This is a genomic window from Mucilaginibacter sp. P4_E8, from assembly GCF_056401495.1.
In genome coordinates this window covers 13,897-30,183 of record NZ_JBFUJG010000020.1, presented here as the reverse complement: position 1 = coordinate 30,183, position 16,287 = coordinate 13,897, and the positions used below count along the sequence as shown (strand labels likewise).

Genomic DNA, 16,287 nt, shown 5'->3' with positions numbered 1-16,287 from the left:
TGGTATTGATAATAACGTTTGGTTGATAACTTTTGTTTTTAACTCAAAACTTATTGCTGTAATAATTAAGTTACAGCTTAAGCCTCAAGTTCCGTTATTATATTATTAACGGTTTTTAGTACCGTATCTAAATTAGCCGGGGTGCTGGTTACTTTAGCTATCATGATGCCCCCTTCAATCAACGCGATAATGGAAAGGGCCGTTTGGGTGGTATCAATATCTTTTCTGAACTCGCCGGTAGTAATGCCGGCTTGTATCAATTCTTCAATGCCTTTTTTCCACCTCAAAATAACCCTGGCGGCTTTTTCTTTTAATACAGGGTTGGTATCATCTGCATCAACAGCGGTATTTAGTATAGGGCAACCGCCTTCAGGAAAGTTTACTGTAGTAAAGCTGTGATAAACTTTGGCATAAACCATTAGTTTTTCATGATAAGTAGGGGCCTTTTGAATAAGCTGCATTATCTGTTTGCGTACTTTGGATGTATTGTATTCAAATGCGGCTACAGCAACTTCTTCTTTATTTTTAAAATTACCATATATGCTGCCCTTGGTAAGCCCGGTAGCTTGGGTTAAATCAGATAACGAAGTGCCTGCATATCCCTTTTTGTTAAATATACCTGCAGTGGTTTCTACAATAAACTGACGGGTTCTATCAGCTTTTGATAATTCATTTTCCATAATGCAAATGTACCAACTGGTATTTTAATATTATAATTTGATAAACGATGATCAGGTATAGGAAGTTATATCGTGCTTTGTCAAAGTTTGCACAAGAGGAACGAAGGAGAAGATTTCTCCTTTGTTCCTCGTCGAAATGACATGAGTTTTTAGCGTTATAATTATGCTTTTCGTTATAATTATGCTTTTAATTATACACAAGCTAATTGCCCGTCAATTAACTGGTGCGGCTATGCAATGCTTTTAAAGCTTCGGCGGGTGATGACAGGTATAGCTGGTACAATTGTTCGGTACCGGCAACCCTGATCTCATAATTATCAGTTTCCAAACCGGCTAAAAACTCATCAGCAACCTGCGATGCAGGGATGCCATTGTGACCGCCTATTTCTGTAGAAAATTCAGTATCAACTAATGGAGGCATCAGTTCAAATACTTTAACAGGTGTTTCTGCCAGGGCAACTCTTAACGCCTGGGTGTAGGAGTGCAGTGCTGCTTTGCTTGCAGAATAAGTTGCGGTTACCTTACCAGGCACAAATGCTACTATTGATGATACATTTACGATAGCTGCTTCACTTTGTTTTTTCAGTGTTGGCAACAGTTTTTCATTAAGCCTGATCACCGACAGGTAATTGGTGTGCATTTCGGCACCTGCTTTTTCAAAAGTATCGGTATTGTTAAGCAAGTCGCTTAAACTGGCCGCACCCGCATTGTTAATTACGATGTTCAGATTGGGGAAATCGCTGATCAGTTTGGCTACCAGGGTTTCTACATCGGCGGCATCTGATATATCGGCATTAATGGCAGTTACATTTTGTAATTGTGCGGCAGCCTTTTGCAGGCGTTCCGGGTTACGGCCAACAATAATTACATGGTTGTTTTTGGCTGATAATTGTTTGGCTAATTCAAAGCCTATGCCGGCGCTTCCGCCTGTAATAAGTACTGTATTTTGTGAGGTTTTCATTTTGTTTAATGTTTTTTATTTTGATAGAACAAAAATATACCAATCGGTATATTTTAACAATAGGTGATATTCATTCCTGTGTCATCATTTTAATAGGCTGATTTTAAGTTTTATTAAAGATATAAAAAAAGAAGCCTGCTATTTTTTAAATAGCAGGCTGATACAAATATATATTTATTAAAAAGGGGCTATGATAATATAAAAACCGACAAACTTCTGGGCCCATGGGCTCCTATCACAAGGGATTGTTCAATATCCGCGGTTTTTGACGGACCGGCTATAAATGCTCCGTAGCCATATTCTGCACTGCCAATTTTAGCATAAGCCTGGCTCATGGTAGGTACCAGGTTATCCTTACTGATCACAACGGCCAAATGCTGGCTTATAAAGGGTAACACCCTCACATTCATCTGGGTTTCGGTTAGCCAAAGTGCGCCATTCTCTGCAACGCCAAGGCGTGCTGGCAGTATGGTTAGCTCTACATCGGCAAAGCTATGCGCCAGTTCATCAATTACATCGCTGGCAAATGTATAATCATCCAGTTCTTTAATGCCCGAAATGATTTTTACTCCCGGTTTAAACTCTTTATGTAATATGGTTTTTATAGCTTCAAAATTAGCCACTTCATAAACAAAACTACCCCCTGCGCTGGCTATGGTAGTATATTGCTGAACCAGATCGCCTTCGGTGGCTGTCAATGTATTTAATATTTCAAGATCGGGTAGTTCAGCATGATCAAATTGGTTTGCTTTAACTGCCGCTAATATTTTTTCCCTGCTCATTAGTTTTTTCCTTCCTTTCTTTTGCTGTACCATTCGCCAAATGATTCCTGAGGTGCCTTAGGCATTTCGCGGTGTTTGTACCATGGATTTAATTGATTATTGACCGCAAAAGGGGCGTATTTAAATGTTAAGCGGGCAACTTTACCTCCCGACCTGTACAATGCAGGCGACGACAAGGTAAATGCCATAGCCTTCATGGCTATGGTTTTTGCAGTAGGACTGTAGCCTTCTTTTACAATAACCTGCCGCCATTTATAAAGCTGGTCATGAATATCAATTTTAACCGGGCACACATTACTGCACGAGCCGCAAAGCGTTGACGCGAAGGGCAGGTCGGCATACTTTTTCATATCCAGGTTGGGTGCCAGTATGGAGCCTATAGGACCTGCAATGGCAGTATGGTAGCTATGGCCTCCACTTTTACGGTAAACCGGGCAAGTGTTCATACAGGCCCCGCAACGGATGCATTTCAATGAATTACGAAAATCCTCCCTGCCTAATTGTATACTACGGCCATTATCTACAATTACGATATGAATTTCGCGACCTTGTTGCGGTTTTTTGAAATGACTTGAATAAGTAGTGATAGGTTGCCCTGTAGCACTACGGGTAAGCAGCCTTAAAAATACGCCCAGGTGTTTCCTTTCCGGGATAATCTTTTCTATCCCCATCGAGGCTATGTGGATCTCGGCCAGATGGGCTCCCATATCGGCATTGCCTTCGTTGGTGCATATTACAAATTCGCCGGTTTCGGCAACAGCAAAGTTTACGCCCGTAAGAGCGGCACGGCGGGTTAAAAATACTTCGCGCAGGTGCTGACGGGCAGTTTCGGTTAGTATTTTGGGATCGGATTCGCCTTTGGCCGAACCTAAATGCTCATGAAAAATATCGCCTATTTCTTCTTTCTTTTTATGGATGCAGGGCAGTACGATATGGCTTGGCGGTTCGCCGGCCAGCTGTACAATGCGCTCTCCCAGGTCAGAGTCTATCACATCAACACCCTGATCTTTCAAATATTCATTTAAATGGCACTCCTCGGTAAGCATTGATTTGCTTTTAACCATGCGGTTGATGCCACGTTCCTGTAGCAGTTGATGTATTATCCTGTTATGTTCAGCGGCATCAGCAGCCCAATGCACTACCACGCCGTTCTTTATCGCGTTAGCTTCAAACTGCTCCAGGTATTCGCTCAGGTTTGATAGTACATTGTTCTTGATCTGCGATGCCGTTTCGCGCAGTAGTTCCCACTCGGGTAATTTATGAGCGGCAATGTCGCGCTTGGCGCGTACCCACCATAGGGTTTCATCATGCCAGTCAACCCTTGGCTCGTCTTTATTAAAGGCTGCCGCTAATTCAGCGTGGCTTTTTTCGCTAACATTGCTCATGGCTGGTAGTGGTTTAAAATTTCGGCAACATGAATTACTTTAACATCGCTTTTTTGCCTGCGTAAAATACCTTCCATATGCATCAGGCACGAAAGATCAGCCGAGGTTATATACTGTGCGCCATGTTCAATATGGTCATCCACGCGGTCTTTTCCCATTTTTGAGGATACAGCTTCTTCGGCAACACAAAATGTTCCGCCAAAACCGCAGCAATCGTCCTGCCGGCTCAGGGGCACCAGCTCCAGGCCCTGCACCATATCCAGTAATTGCGCAGGTTTGCTAAAGGCTGGGGCAACCAGCTCGCTCATTTGCGATATCCGCAGACCACGCAGTCCGTGGCAGCTTTGGTGTAAGCCTACTTTATAGGGGAAACGCGCCTGCAATTGCTCCACCTTTAACACATCAACCAAAAATTCGGTAAGCTCATAAACCCTTTTTCTGATATCCAGGGCCTGATCTTCTTTTTGGGGCGAATGCAGGTGCTCTTTGATATGCAAGGTGCAGCTGCCCGATGGGCATACGATATAGTCATAGCCCGAAAAATTATCGATAAATAAATTATTGCAGCCTGTTGTAAGGTGCTCATAGCCAGAGTTAGCCATAGGCTGCCCGCAGCAGGTTTGATTTTTAGGATACTGAACCTCAACGCCAAGTTTTTCGAGCAGCTCCAATGTGGCAATGGCCGCTTTGGGATAAAACTGATCAACATAGCAGGGGACAAATAAAGCTACCTTCATTTTATTTGTTTGTTTACTTTAATTGGTTAAAGCAATATTAATGGTTATAAATTGTAAAACTGTCCTGAGGCATCTTAAAGTATAGTTTAAACAAGTGCAGCCTTAAGTTTTAAGAAAATGGCTGATTGGTTTTATCCTTTACTTATTAATAAATGTAACTTGTACAGTTGAATACTAAGGAACGAAATTACAGTTATAGTTGACAAGTGTTATCAGCTTTTTTTGCAAAAGATTAACGGTAATTAGCGTAGAGCCTCACCCCAACCCCTCTCCAAAGGAGAGGGACTCTGATTTGCCTGAGAATTAATAAAAACGCGCTACTTATACCTTAATAAATTGAAAGCGGTGACAGTGTTTTGTCAGTAGGGTTAAATATATAAATACTTGATTGTCAGATGTTGATTATTGTTCATGAGCGTTCACGGGTGTACATATGAACACTTACACGTGCCTCGCAACGACGGAATAATGATTTTTCAATCAGCAATATAAGCCAGCTTAACGTTCCTGTAAGCGGGTTTTTGAAGTTGTGCTTTTAGTTTTATAAAGCTTTCTGTTGGGCCCTGAGTAATAAACATATTTAACAGCCAGGCTGGTACGCTGCCGCCTGCATCCAAATGCAGGGTATATTCCACCCTCACCTGCCCGTTATCGGTTGGGGTAATTATCCATTTACCTACGGAGTGTTCAATGCGCACTATTCCATCCTTAACAGGTACCATATCCGCGAGGCAAGGGGCATCAACTGTGATTACTTTGGTTGCAGGGTCCTGTGTTACTTTTATATGGGCAATAAAATCGCGGTTATGTAAGGGCCATGGTATATTCACCTCCGAATAATAGTATAATTCTGATGGAGACACCTGTCTTATCAAATTAACAGATTTGGTATGGTACACCCAATCAATACTGCCTTTTATATCCATTAATACGGCAACCAGTTGTGCCGGCGTTGCATTTAATGAACATTCTACCTTAATGGCTTTTATTTTTGAATTGGGTACGTGGCGTGTATAAACCTTAATACCTTCTTTAGTGGTACTTAATGCCCAGGGTTCGTCGGCATTGGCTGTAGTTAGCGTTATTAAAAGCAGGAGTATTAAGGTTATTTTTTTATACATGATAAGTACATCAATAATAATTATTGATGTAACAAAAGTATATACAAAACAGGCCGGTTAATTAACCGGCCTGTCAAAACAAGGTCATTTGGTGTTAAGTGAATGTAAATATGATATACTTATGTCAATTGAGGTGATAATTATTTCACGTCAAAAACGTAGCTACCCGCGGTCACTTTATATGGTTGTGTGCCTGTTATTGGTTTTCCGCCCTGATAAACTTTACCTTCCGGAAATTTGATGGTCGCAGTTGAGTTAGCGGGTACCGTTACCCTATAGGTAACACCGGTATTGCTCCTTTGCCATGAGGATATTATTTTGCCATAAGGCCCATTATGCGTCGCTGTAAATTCATTGAGTCCGGCTACAAAATGTGGTTGCAACAGTACATTCTTAAAACCCGGATGATCCTGATCAGTATGTATGCCTGCGATGCCTTTGTATAGCCAGGCCCCAATTTCGCCAAACATGATATGGTTCAATGATATGTCAGATTTTGCATCGATCTTCCAGTTTTCATAAAGTGTAGTTGCCCCGTTCACCATCCACCATCCCCATGAAGGGTAAGTTTCCTGCGATGCTATTTTATAGGCTACATCAGGATAACCATTATCACTCAGCGCGCCTAAAATGGCTTTGGCACCCAGTATGCCCACGTCAAGATGGTAATTATCAGCAGCTACACGCTGTGCAAGGTTGGCGGCTACTTTTCCCTTCAGATTTTGCGGTACTACATCCCAATAAAGCGGTACACTCAGTTCCGTTTGCAAACCCTTACCGTACATGCCGGTTTCGGTGTTCAGATATTTGGTGTTGATGGCATTCTTAATTTTATTAGCCAGGGCCGAGTATTTTGTGAAATCGGCCTGTTTACCCAATATTTTGGCTGTTTTGGCCAATATACAGGCATCGGCATAATAATAAACTGATGAAGTAAGCTCAACCGGCGAAACCGATTTTACAGGTACCCAATCGCCAAGACCCCAGCTGGTGCGGCCGGTTGGGTAAAGCTCATCAATGTGGTTTACATATTTTTCAATGCTGGCGTAGCTATCGGCCAGCAGCTTGCTATCGCCATAAAACAGATAAATGTTCCAGGGGATAATGGCTATGGTGCTGGTCCAGTCGGGCCCGTTACCCCATTCGTACCCCCAGCCACCGGTTGGGATAATGGATGGCAATACGCCGTTAGGTTGCTGCTCGTCACGATGGTCGGCAAGCCATTTTTCGTAAATAGTTATCGCATCAAAGCTATAAAGACCGGTTTCGCAGGCTATATGGGCATCGCCTGTCCAGCCGTTTTTTTCGCGCTGCGGGCAATCGGTAGGGTAGCCAAACAAGTTGCTGAGATAGGAGTTATTGGTAGCGGTCCAAATTTGGTTTAGAGTTTGGTTTGAAGATGTTACTGTACCAATTGGCGCAACATCGCTGTGCATAAAATAAGCTTTCAGGCTTTGTTTGGTCAGTTCAACTGGTTTACTGCTGCTTACCTCTACATATTGAAAACCTTTGTAGTTAAATTTAGGCATAAAGGTTTCTTCACCTTTACCGCTTAAGATAAAAATATCAGTCTGAAAAGGGTCTTTATCATCTGTAGGGCGATAGTGCAAGTCGATATTAGATTGATCAACATGGCCGTTCTTGTTCATCCGTTCGGCGTGTTTAAGGCGGATGACTGTGCCCGAATCGCCTTTTACGGTGATCTGGCTTACGCCCGAAATATTACGACCGATATCAAACACCCACAGGTTATTGTCAATTTTGGTGATGCTTTTGGCAGCTATTTCCTCTACATTGCGAATAGGCTGCAGGCTTTGGGCTACTATGTTTTGTGATGGCGCCGCGCGGTTAATGACCGGTTTCCAGGCGCTATCAATAAAATTGGGCGTGTTCCAGCCGGATTGTTCGCGGCGGGCGTCATAATGCTCAGCAGTGTAAATGCTGTTAAATACTACCGGACTAAGCGAGGTTTTCCATTGGGTGTTTGATGATATGGTTTCTTCGGAACCATCGGTATAGGTAATGCGCAGATCCATACAAAACGTAGGGCGACCGCGCCAGGGAGCCTGGTGAAAAAACCAAACCGCGGTGCTCTGGTGGTTATACCAGCCATTGCCTAATAATACGCCAATGGCATTTTTGCCGCTTTGTAGTTGGGTGGTAACATCATAGGCTACATATAAAGTACGCCTGTCAAACCGGGTGTACATGGGATCGAGCCGGTGATTACCGATTTTTTGTCCGTTGATATACATTTCATATAAACCGGCTACCGCAATATAAGCCCTTGCAGAGCGGATGGATTTAGCAATCTTGAACGTGCGGCGAAAATAGGGGGCAGGGTTAACAGCGATACCCTTATTGTCACTAATCCACGAACCTTTCCAGTTACGCATATTCATCATACCGGTTTCAAAACTGGCAATGGCCGACGCGCTTAATTTTTTACCGGCCTGATCCCATAGCTGAACACGCCAATAATACTTAGTAAAAGGTTGTAAAGGTTTACCCTGATAGCTCACCAAATTTGCCGCCGACATAATTTTGGTGGTTAGCCAGCTATCGCCTTTACCTGCACTTACCGAAGCAGAATCTGTACCCACAAAAAGCTGGTAAGCGGTTTGCGCGGCGCCCTGCTGTTCGTCGGTCAGTAACCATGTTAAACGGGGATGCGGGGCATCAATACCTATAGGATTAAGCAGATGTTCACATTGTAAACCGGCAGCTTTACCCGGTACAGCCGCATAAGCCGGAATAATAAAAAGACTATTAAATAATAAAGCGATGTAAAGCTCAAGCTTACATAAGGGTTGTTTCATATAATGCGATAAAACGGGTTATAAATGTAAGCAAATGCTTTTAGCAAATATTTATTCAAAAGGAAAAAGCTTGTTTTGAACATTAAAGTTAATTGGCTTAACAGCAATGTTAAAAGGATATTTTTGCTTATGCAACCCTAACTGTCCTGTACTGTCTGGTGGTTTTTACAACAACCCTCGCAATACCGGCCAAACGTTATCAGCCATGATCCTGTAGCCCTCAGCGGATGGATGCAGCATATCGGGAAGGTTAAGATGGGCTTTCCCGGCTACACCTGCCAGGTAAAAGGGCACAAAAGCCATTTGGTTAGCATCGGCCAGTTTACGGAATATGGATTTAAACTCAACCGCGAAAGGACTGGGGATAAAAATTGGGATCTCCATGCCCATCAAAGCCAGTTTTACATCGGGATATTTGAATTTAACCTTGTCAATAATGGCCTGTAGATTTTTATAGGTGGTTTGGGGCGATACACCCCTGATGATGTCATTAATGCCCAGTTCCAATACAAAAATATGTACTGGCCTGTCTATCCAATACTCCAGGCGAAAAAGACCACCGCCTGATGTGTCGCCACTTAAGCCGCCATTAATAATATGATAAGGTAGGTTTTCGGCGTTTATTTTTTGTTGTATCAGGCCGGGGAGCGATTCGGTTTTAGCATTTTTCAGGCCATAACCCGCCGTTAGGCTATCACCAAAAAAAAGAATGTTGTACATAAAATGATGAGTTTTAAGTAAGAAGTCTATAGTCTTAAGTCAAATCTTTTTTCTTAAATTTTCCAACTTAGGGCTTTCGACTTAGAACTCAATACCTGGTATTATCCCTAAAGTTTTGCGCGCGCGCAGCAATCTGCTCTAAGGTAAGTTCGCCATATTTTTTTGCACGGTCCATCCATTCCGGCCCGTTTTCGGCAAGATCGTCAATGATCGATTTACCATCAGGACCTTTTTTTGTAACATAGTTTATGCCGTAAGCAACTGCTGCACCAACGACAAGAAATTTCAATAAACCCATAATTTTGTTTTTTAATGTTTATATGACAATGATGATGCCAGTTTGTTACATGGCTTATTATAAGACCTTTTGGCTGATGTAAAGTTTAATGTTTTAACTACTTTTACAGCTAAAGCCTGTTGCAATATGTTTTTTATCCTTTCAAAAGTATTGGCGTTTTTACTTTACCCACTGTTATACGTATTTGTTTTGTTATTGGTGGCTATATTTTCAAAAAATGCCAAATGGAGGCGCAGGTGTTTACTTTATGGTGTTTGTCTGCTTTACCTTTTTTCTAATTCGTTTTTGCAAAACCAGTTTGCCAAAGCTTGGGATGTACCTGCTGCCAAACTCGAAAATGGCAAAGTGTACAGTACGGTTATTATATTAGGCGGTTTTGCATCGTATGATAGCAATGCGAAAGGTATGTTTAATGCCGCTGCCGACAGGTTCATACAGGGGGTTCTGTTACAAAAAAGTGGCCGTGTAAAACACATTATGATAACGGGTGGTAATGGAAATTTAAATCCGGGCAGTTTTAGGGAGGGCAGTTGGGCCAAAGGCCAGCTAAAAGCTATGCAAGTGCCGGATAGCTGTGTCCTGATTGAGGATCAATCGCGTAATACGCTTGAAAATGCTTCGCTGACAAAGGAGATACTGCAAAAACATGGGCAGAAGGGACCTTATTTGCTGGTAACATCGGCTTTTCATATGCGGCGATCATTAGGGATATTTAAAAAGAAGGGAATAGATGTAATTCCATATTCCTGTAACTATATTGCCGGAACCGGCGATGCATCATTTTGGGAAATTGTGCCTAATGCAGATACCCTGAGCAAATGGAGCACTTATATTAAAGAGGTTATTGGTTTAACCGTTAATCGCATTTCGGGAAAGGGCTAACAGGATGCTTTCTTCTTTTTGAATTTTAAAAAACTAAATAAAAGTTAATTTCTTTATAATAATTGCGGAGCAACAAAAGCTTATGATCTGCACTTTCAACAAAAAAACATGGGCAAAATATGGGGATATTATTAGTTGAGGATGAACCCAATGTTGTATCGGTAATAAAACGGGGACTTACAGAGTACGGTTTTGAAATAAGCGTTGCCGGCAATGGCGCAACCGGGCTGCAAATGGCGCTTGATAATGATTTTGACCTGGTAATATTAGACGTAATGCTGCCGGTGATGGATGGCATACAGGTATGTAAGCTCATCAGGCAGCAAAAGCAAACCATGCCTATTATTATGCTTACCGCGCTTGACTCTACAGAAAACATTGTGAGCGGTTTAGACAGCGGTGCGGATGATTATTTGGTTAAACCCTTTAAAATAGCCGAACTGGCTGCCCGCCTGCGCACGCTGCTGCGCCGTAAAGGGGGAGAGGCACTGGTTAAAAACAATGTATTTACTATTAATGATCTGGAACTTGATGCCGAATCGAAAATAGCTTATCGTAATAAAGAAGCATTAAAATTGACTGCTACCGAATTCAGACTACTGGAGTATTTTGTTAAAAATCAAAAAAAGGTATTGTCACGTATTCAGATACTGGAAAGTGTATGGGATATTGATTTTAACATGGGTACCAACGTGGTTGATGTGTATGTGAATTACCTGCGCAAAAAGCTGGAGAAAAACGGCGCGCCAAAACTTATCCATACGGTTTTTGGTATGGGCTACATCATGAAAGAGGACGAACGGGATGAAAATACAAAGTAAAATAACCTTACTGTTCCTGTTACTATCAGGTGCCATATTGTTGCTGCTCAATATCACTATCTTTTACCTGGTATACCGCTTTGGCTTTGATGATTTTTTTAAACGACTGGAGGCACGCGTAAATATATCGGCCGAGGTAAATATTTTCCCCAGCGCAAAAAGCAAGGCATATCTGGAGGTTAGGAACAAATACCTTGAAAAACTGGAAGCCGAAAGGGAATATTTTTTTAATACCGATACCATAAACAAGGTTCATATACCCCGTGGCATTAATGTAAAAAGCAATTTTATCCGGAATATATTAAAAGACGGTAACGCGCGATATAAGGTTGATAATACTTTTTATGCAGGTAAGGTATTTACCAAAAGTAATGAAAAGTACATTGTTATAGTTTCAGCGGCAGATCCCTCAGGTTTCCAGGAATTAAAGGACCTGCAGCGGATATTGATATATGGCTTTCTTGCCGCTATGGTATTGGTTTACTTCGTGGGTAAAATATTTTCATTCTATACCTTTCAGCCCGTAAGGCGCATTATTCATAACGTTAAAAATATTACGGCCAATAACCTGCATTTCAGGCTTGATGAGTTGAGCGGCAGCGACGAAATAGCCGAGCTGTCATATACTTTTAACGATATGCTTAACCGGCTCGAAACCGCTTTTGAAACGCAGAATAATTTTGTAAGCAATGCATCGCACGAACTGCGAACTCCCCTAACCATCATCAGTACCGAGGCTGAACTGGCTTTGAACAAACCTGATGTGAGCACAGAACAGCGCGAAATATTCAATACCATTTATTCGGAATCAGAAAAGCTGGGCCAGATATTGAACAGCCTGCTTACGCTGGCACAATCGGGCTTTGATGGTAAAAAGCAACGCTGGGAAAGTATCAGGATAGATGAGCTTTTGATGATAGCATCAGAATCAATTAAAAAGATAAACCCGGATAGCAACATCCAGATTGATCTGGATGATATGCCCAGTGATGAACGCTTGCTTTATGTAAGCGGCAATAATAATTTACTGCGGCTGGCTATCACCAATATCATAAGCAATGCCTGTAAATACTCAGATAACCGTATGGTGAAAATAAGGTTATTGGCCGAAAATAATAAAGTGATCATCTCCATCGCCGATCAGGGTATTGGCATCCCCCAAACCGAACTTCAACATGTATTTGAACCATTTTTCAGGGCCTCTAACGCGCATAATTATGAGGGGCATGGGGTAGGGCTGCCCTTAACGTTAAATATAATACGCCTGCACAAAGGCAGTATAGGTATCCGATCAGAAGTTGGCACTGGTACCGAAATGAAGATTTTTTTGCCGGTGGATAACCTCAACCCAGCCCTTTCCTTTGGAGAGAGTTGGGTGAGATAAAACTCTAATCAAATTCTAATAAGTTTCTTATATCGTCTTAATTATTGGCCGCTACACTTGTATCAAACAAAATGTACAAGTTAAACCATTAAAAAAAGACGACTATGAAAACGCTGCTTATCCCTACCGATTTTACTTATCAATCACTTCAAAGTATTCCTGTAATAGCACAGCAGTATTATCCTCAAAAGCTGGATATAATACTGGTACATATGTTAAAAATAACCGATTCTATAAGCGAGTTGCTTATGCTATCTCGCCGGTCTGCCGAACTCAGGCACATTCCTGATAATTTTTATGTACGGTGCCGCGAGCTTGAAAAAGATTACAGCCACTTAATTAACCGCGTACACATTGACATATTTTATGGCAGCACCATAGCTGTTTTTAATAATTACCTGGATGCCCACCAAGTAGATGGGATTGTGGCTCCGCATGATAATTACCAATTGCTGTTTAAAAATAGTATTGATCCCGAAATACTAATAGCAAGATGCGGAAAAAGGGTAATTGCCATAGCCGAAACACCGGGATCAATGGCAAATATTATTACTGAAGAGTCTGAGCTAATTGAACAACAATAATGGACTATTAATTATTTAAACATTATGCTACTAAAAGAAAACATACCAGCAACCTATGTATTTGGTAAAATAAAGAAAGAACTGATCATGGTGGCCATTTACTCATCGGCTATTTATTTTGTGCATCAGTACTATAATTTTAAAGAGGTATCCATCCCCTTGACGGTACCTACCATATTAGGTACTATAATATCTTTACTATTGGCTTTCCGCTCAAACCAGGCGTATGACCGTTGGTGGGAAGCCCGCATTTTATGGGGAACTATAGTGAACGACTGCCGCACCTATACCCGCCAGATATTAACTTTTGTTGACAGCAGTTATGATGGCGAAGAAAAATGGGCATTAAAAGAGAGGATAGTAAAGCGGCAGATTGCCTGGTGTTACAGTTTAAGCCGTCATCTGCGTAAGCAAAACGCCAAACAAAACCTGGATGCTTATTTGAACGAAGATGACCTCAATACCATCAAAAACAGGGAAAATGTTCCGGTAGCGCTCAACGAGTTACAGGGACATGATCTGAGGACATTATACAAATTAGGCTGGGTTAATGAGTATCAACAGGTTGCCATGGACGAAACATTGACCCGTTTTATAAACTCCATGGGCGGTTGCGAACGTATCAAAAATACAGTGTTCCCGGCTACTTATAGTGTTTATATACACTGGCTGGTATTATTTTTTGTACTGCTGCTGCCCTTTAGCCTTATTGAGTTTTTTGGCATATTGCAAGTGCCGCTGGTAATTGCTATTTCGTCGGCATTTTTCCTCATCGAGAAGATGGCCATCCACTTGCAGGACCCATTTGAAAACATGCCTACCGATACCCCTACCACAGCTATCAGTCGCAAAATTGAGCAGGATCTGAAACAGATGCTGAAAGATGAACTGCCAAAGGATATTGACGCGGTTATCAATAAACAACAAAAAACGCAGGCGGTATTCTATATTTTATAAATATCTGAGCATCATTGCACGGAAGTTCTTTTAATCTCCCCCGGTAGGGGGAGGTTTTTATTTTTAAGTCCTCCCTTCCGGGGAGGGCTGGGTGGGGTTAATTGCTTCTTCCATCGCTAAGACGCGTTAATGGGTTTTCTCCCTTAATCATATAAATCTCCCTTTATTTAATTACTTTGGCCTCAGGGAAATTTAAAACACCTCCCACTTTACAAAAATGACTTATTGCCTGGGAATTAAGGTTAAAGAAGGATTATTGGCCATAGCTGATACCCGTGTTACATCTGGAACTGATACTACTATAAAAAAGAAAATAACAATAGAACAAAAGGATAATTTTTCGCTTTTTATCATGACGAGCGGTTTACGGTCGGTAAGGGATAAAGCCATTACATATTTTACGGAACAACTGGAAACCAAAGAGTTTAATAAATTGTATAAAGCTGTAAATGCTTTTGGCGAACAGGTTAAACGGGCCGCTGAAGAAGATCGGGTTTCACTGGAAAAAGCAGGTTTTAGATTTGACCTGAACACTATAATAGGGGGACAGTTGAAAGACGATGATGAGCATAAGCTCTTTTTACTTTATCCCGAAGGTAACTGGGTTGAACTGGGGCAGGGTGCACCTTACGTAGTAATAGGTAACTCAGGACACGGCAAGGCCATATTAAACAGGATACTTGAAGAGGACTCGAGCTTGAAACTGGCGCTTAAAACAGGCTTTTTATCATTTGATTCTACCCGGGTAAGCTCTAATAATGTTGATTTTCCTATTGATGTGGCACTTTACAAAAAGGATAGCTTTGAAATTGTAGAGCAGCGGTACGAGAAGAAGGATCTGGAATATATATCGGCCGAATGGGCCGAAGAATTAAAAAATGCCCTTGATCACATATCAGAGGATTGGATGGAGGTTGCATTTGATAAGCTAAAAGAAACTAAAACAACGAGCTGACAATATGAAATTCGATGTGTTTACCCAAATGGAATATGTAGTACGGTCGCCGGGCACATTGATATTAAATATACACGCTTTACGCACACCGCATCAAACGGTGCTTAATGAGGAGTTTACGGTTGAGCCATACATTAAGGTTGAAGAACTGATCTCGCCCCAGGGCGAAAACAGGCTGATGCGTTTTGAAGTGGCCGATCCGGGTACTATTAAGGTTACCTATAAAGCCCTGGTTGATAATTATTATGAGCTAACTGATTATACGCAGCAACAGGAAACTATGGTTGCTCAAATGGATGTAGCTGTGCTGCCTTACCTTAACCCAAGCCGATATTGCCAGTCGGATAAATTGTACCGCCTGGCGCATAACCTATTCGGGCATATTACAAACCCTTTTGAACAGGTAGTAACCCTTACCGACTGGATCCATAAAAATGTACAATACCTGAGCGGGTACAGCAATTCACAAACGTCGGCCTTTGATACGGTAACCGAGCAGGTTGGTGTATGTCGTGATTTTGCCCATCTGGGCATCGCTTTGTGTCGTGCTTTAACTATACCTGCACGTTATTTTACCGGCTATGCCTATCACTTAAAACCGGCCGATTTTCATGCTTGTTTTGAAGCTTACCTGGGCGGTAACTGGGTGTTATTTGATGCTACCAAACTTGTGCCGCTTAATGGGCTTATCAAAATAGCAACCGGCCGTGATGCCGCCGATACGGCCATAGCCAATATTTTTGGTGATGTAACCTTCACTACCATGCAGGTGAGCTGTGAACTGGCCCTGGAGGAAGGCTTTGAGCCAATTTATTACGGATCAGAGGATTTTAAAGGGCTGTCGTATTTGTAGGATTAAGAATTAAGCTGCTTTTAATTTTTGTGCTACACACCCGGTTAATGGCCAATACAGCTAATGGATGGCTAAAAAATGTGCAGGAAAATAAAAGGAAATTTGATGCCGCGGGCAGATTCGAACTGCCGTAAAAGGTTTTGCAGACCTTAACCTATCCTCTCGGTCACGCGACTTTGAAAAAAAACTATAAAATCACTTATAAGATGGCAGGGGGTAAGATCTTTGTTATCTTTCTCCTTTACGGAGCAGGAATTAGCACCTTTTACATTATGCGGATGTACAGGTTGCTAAGACGTCTTTGGGCCTTTCCCTCAGTCTTTCTTGATAAGTTAAATAAAGAACTCT

The 16,287-nt window shown here is 41.8% G+C and carries 16 protein-coding genes, 1 tRNA gene and 1 riboswitch; of the genes, 7 read left to right on the top strand and 10 right to left on the bottom strand.

The genetic code is table 11. The features are described from left to right. Window positions 1–77: 77 nt before the first annotated feature. From AC1DRQ_RS11010 to AC1DRQ_RS10970, 9 genes are all read right to left on the bottom strand, one after another. Window positions 78–680, bottom strand: a complete 603-nt coding sequence (locus tag AC1DRQ_RS11010; RefSeq protein WP_429397700.1) for a TetR/AcrR family transcriptional regulator — start codon at window positions 678–680, stop codon at window positions 78–80. A gap of 217 nt (window positions 681–897) precedes the next feature. Then, a complete protein-coding gene (locus AC1DRQ_RS11005) occupies window positions 898–1,641 on the bottom strand; it encodes an SDR family oxidoreductase (protein WP_477424353.1) in 744 nt (247 codons plus the stop codon). Between the two features lie 188 nt (window positions 1,642–1,829). Beyond that, complete coding sequence (locus AC1DRQ_RS11000) at window positions 1,830–2,423, bottom strand: LutC/YkgG family protein (protein WP_477424351.1); 594 nt, start codon at window positions 2,421–2,423, stop codon at window positions 1,830–1,832. Then, the gene (locus tag AC1DRQ_RS10995; protein WP_477424349.1) at window positions 2,423–3,808 is read right to left on the bottom strand and encodes a lactate utilization protein B; all 1,386 of its coding nucleotides are present in this window, start codon (window positions 3,806–3,808) and stop codon (window positions 2,423–2,425) included. The genes AC1DRQ_RS11000 and AC1DRQ_RS10995 overlap by 1 nt, the downstream gene beginning before the upstream one ends. After that, on the bottom strand, window positions 3,805–4,545 hold the full coding sequence (locus tag AC1DRQ_RS10990) for a (Fe-S)-binding protein (protein ID WP_477424348.1): 741 nt from the start codon (window positions 4,543–4,545) through the stop codon (window positions 3,805–3,807). Before AC1DRQ_RS10990 ends, AC1DRQ_RS10995 begins: the two co-directional genes overlap by 4 nt. Before the next feature lie 476 nt (window positions 4,546–5,021). Then, a complete protein-coding gene (locus AC1DRQ_RS10985) occupies window positions 5,022–5,666 on the bottom strand; it encodes an START domain-containing protein (RefSeq protein ID WP_477424346.1) in 645 nt (214 codons plus the stop codon). A gap of 140 nt (window positions 5,667–5,806) precedes the next feature. Further along, window positions 5,807–8,485 (bottom strand): alpha-L-rhamnosidase, encoded by a 2,679-nt coding sequence (locus AC1DRQ_RS10980; RefSeq protein ID WP_477424344.1) that lies wholly within the window; start codon window positions 8,483–8,485, stop codon window positions 5,807–5,809. Between the two features lie 165 nt (window positions 8,486–8,650). Continuing rightward, window positions 8,651–9,205: an arylesterase gene (locus AC1DRQ_RS10975; RefSeq protein WP_477424342.1), complete on the bottom strand. Its 555-nt coding sequence runs from the start codon at window positions 9,203–9,205 to the stop codon at window positions 8,651–8,653. Between the two features lie 88 nt (window positions 9,206–9,293). Beyond that, window positions 9,294–9,503 carry a YtxH domain-containing protein gene (locus tag AC1DRQ_RS10970; protein ID WP_429397684.1) on the bottom strand — a complete coding sequence of 70 codons (210 nt, stop codon included), beginning with the start codon at window positions 9,501–9,503 and terminating at the stop codon, window positions 9,294–9,296. Between the two features lie 126 nt (window positions 9,504–9,629). Here AC1DRQ_RS10970 and AC1DRQ_RS10965 point away from each other — a divergent pair, with 126 nt between their 5' ends. From AC1DRQ_RS10965 to AC1DRQ_RS10935, 7 genes are all read left to right on the top strand, one after another. After that, entirely contained in the window at window positions 9,630–10,385 is a 756-nt protein-coding gene (locus tag AC1DRQ_RS10965; RefSeq protein ID WP_429397682.1) for a YdcF family protein, read from the top strand. 119 nt (window positions 10,386–10,504) lie between these two features. Then, a complete protein-coding gene (locus tag AC1DRQ_RS10960) occupies window positions 10,505–11,206 on the top strand; it encodes a response regulator transcription factor (protein WP_477424340.1) in 702 nt (233 codons plus the stop codon). Beyond that, complete coding sequence (locus AC1DRQ_RS10955; RefSeq protein WP_477424339.1) at window positions 11,190–12,590, top strand: HAMP domain-containing sensor histidine kinase; 1,401 nt, start codon at window positions 11,190–11,192, stop codon at window positions 12,588–12,590. The genes AC1DRQ_RS10960 and AC1DRQ_RS10955 overlap by 17 nt, the downstream gene beginning before the upstream one ends. Before the next feature lie 104 nt (window positions 12,591–12,694). Next, window positions 12,695–13,174: a hypothetical protein gene (locus AC1DRQ_RS10950; protein ID WP_429397677.1), complete on the top strand. Its 480-nt coding sequence runs from the start codon at window positions 12,695–12,697 to the stop codon at window positions 13,172–13,174. A 24-nt stretch (window positions 13,175–13,198) separates the two neighbouring features. Beyond that, the gene (locus tag AC1DRQ_RS10945; protein WP_477424337.1) at window positions 13,199–14,131 is read left to right on the top strand and encodes a bestrophin family protein; all 933 of its coding nucleotides are present in this window, start codon (window positions 13,199–13,201) and stop codon (window positions 14,129–14,131) included. A gap of 217 nt (window positions 14,132–14,348) precedes the next feature. After that, on the top strand, window positions 14,349–15,086 hold the full coding sequence (locus AC1DRQ_RS10940) for a proteasome-type protease (RefSeq protein ID WP_477424335.1): 738 nt from the start codon (window positions 14,349–14,351) through the stop codon (window positions 15,084–15,086). 4 nt (window positions 15,087–15,090) lie between these two features. Then, window positions 15,091–15,939, top strand: coding sequence for a transglutaminase-like domain-containing protein (locus AC1DRQ_RS10935; protein ID WP_429397671.1), 849 nt, complete (start codon window positions 15,091–15,093; stop codon window positions 15,937–15,939). Window positions 15,940–16,044: 105 nt separating this feature from the next. Here AC1DRQ_RS10935 and AC1DRQ_RS10930 read toward each other — a convergent pair. After that, window positions 16,045–16,115, bottom strand: a tRNA-Cys gene (locus AC1DRQ_RS10930). 49 nt (window positions 16,116–16,164) lie between these two features. After that, window positions 16,165–16,273, bottom strand: a riboswitch (SAM riboswitch). Window positions 16,274–16,287 lie beyond the last annotated feature (14 nt).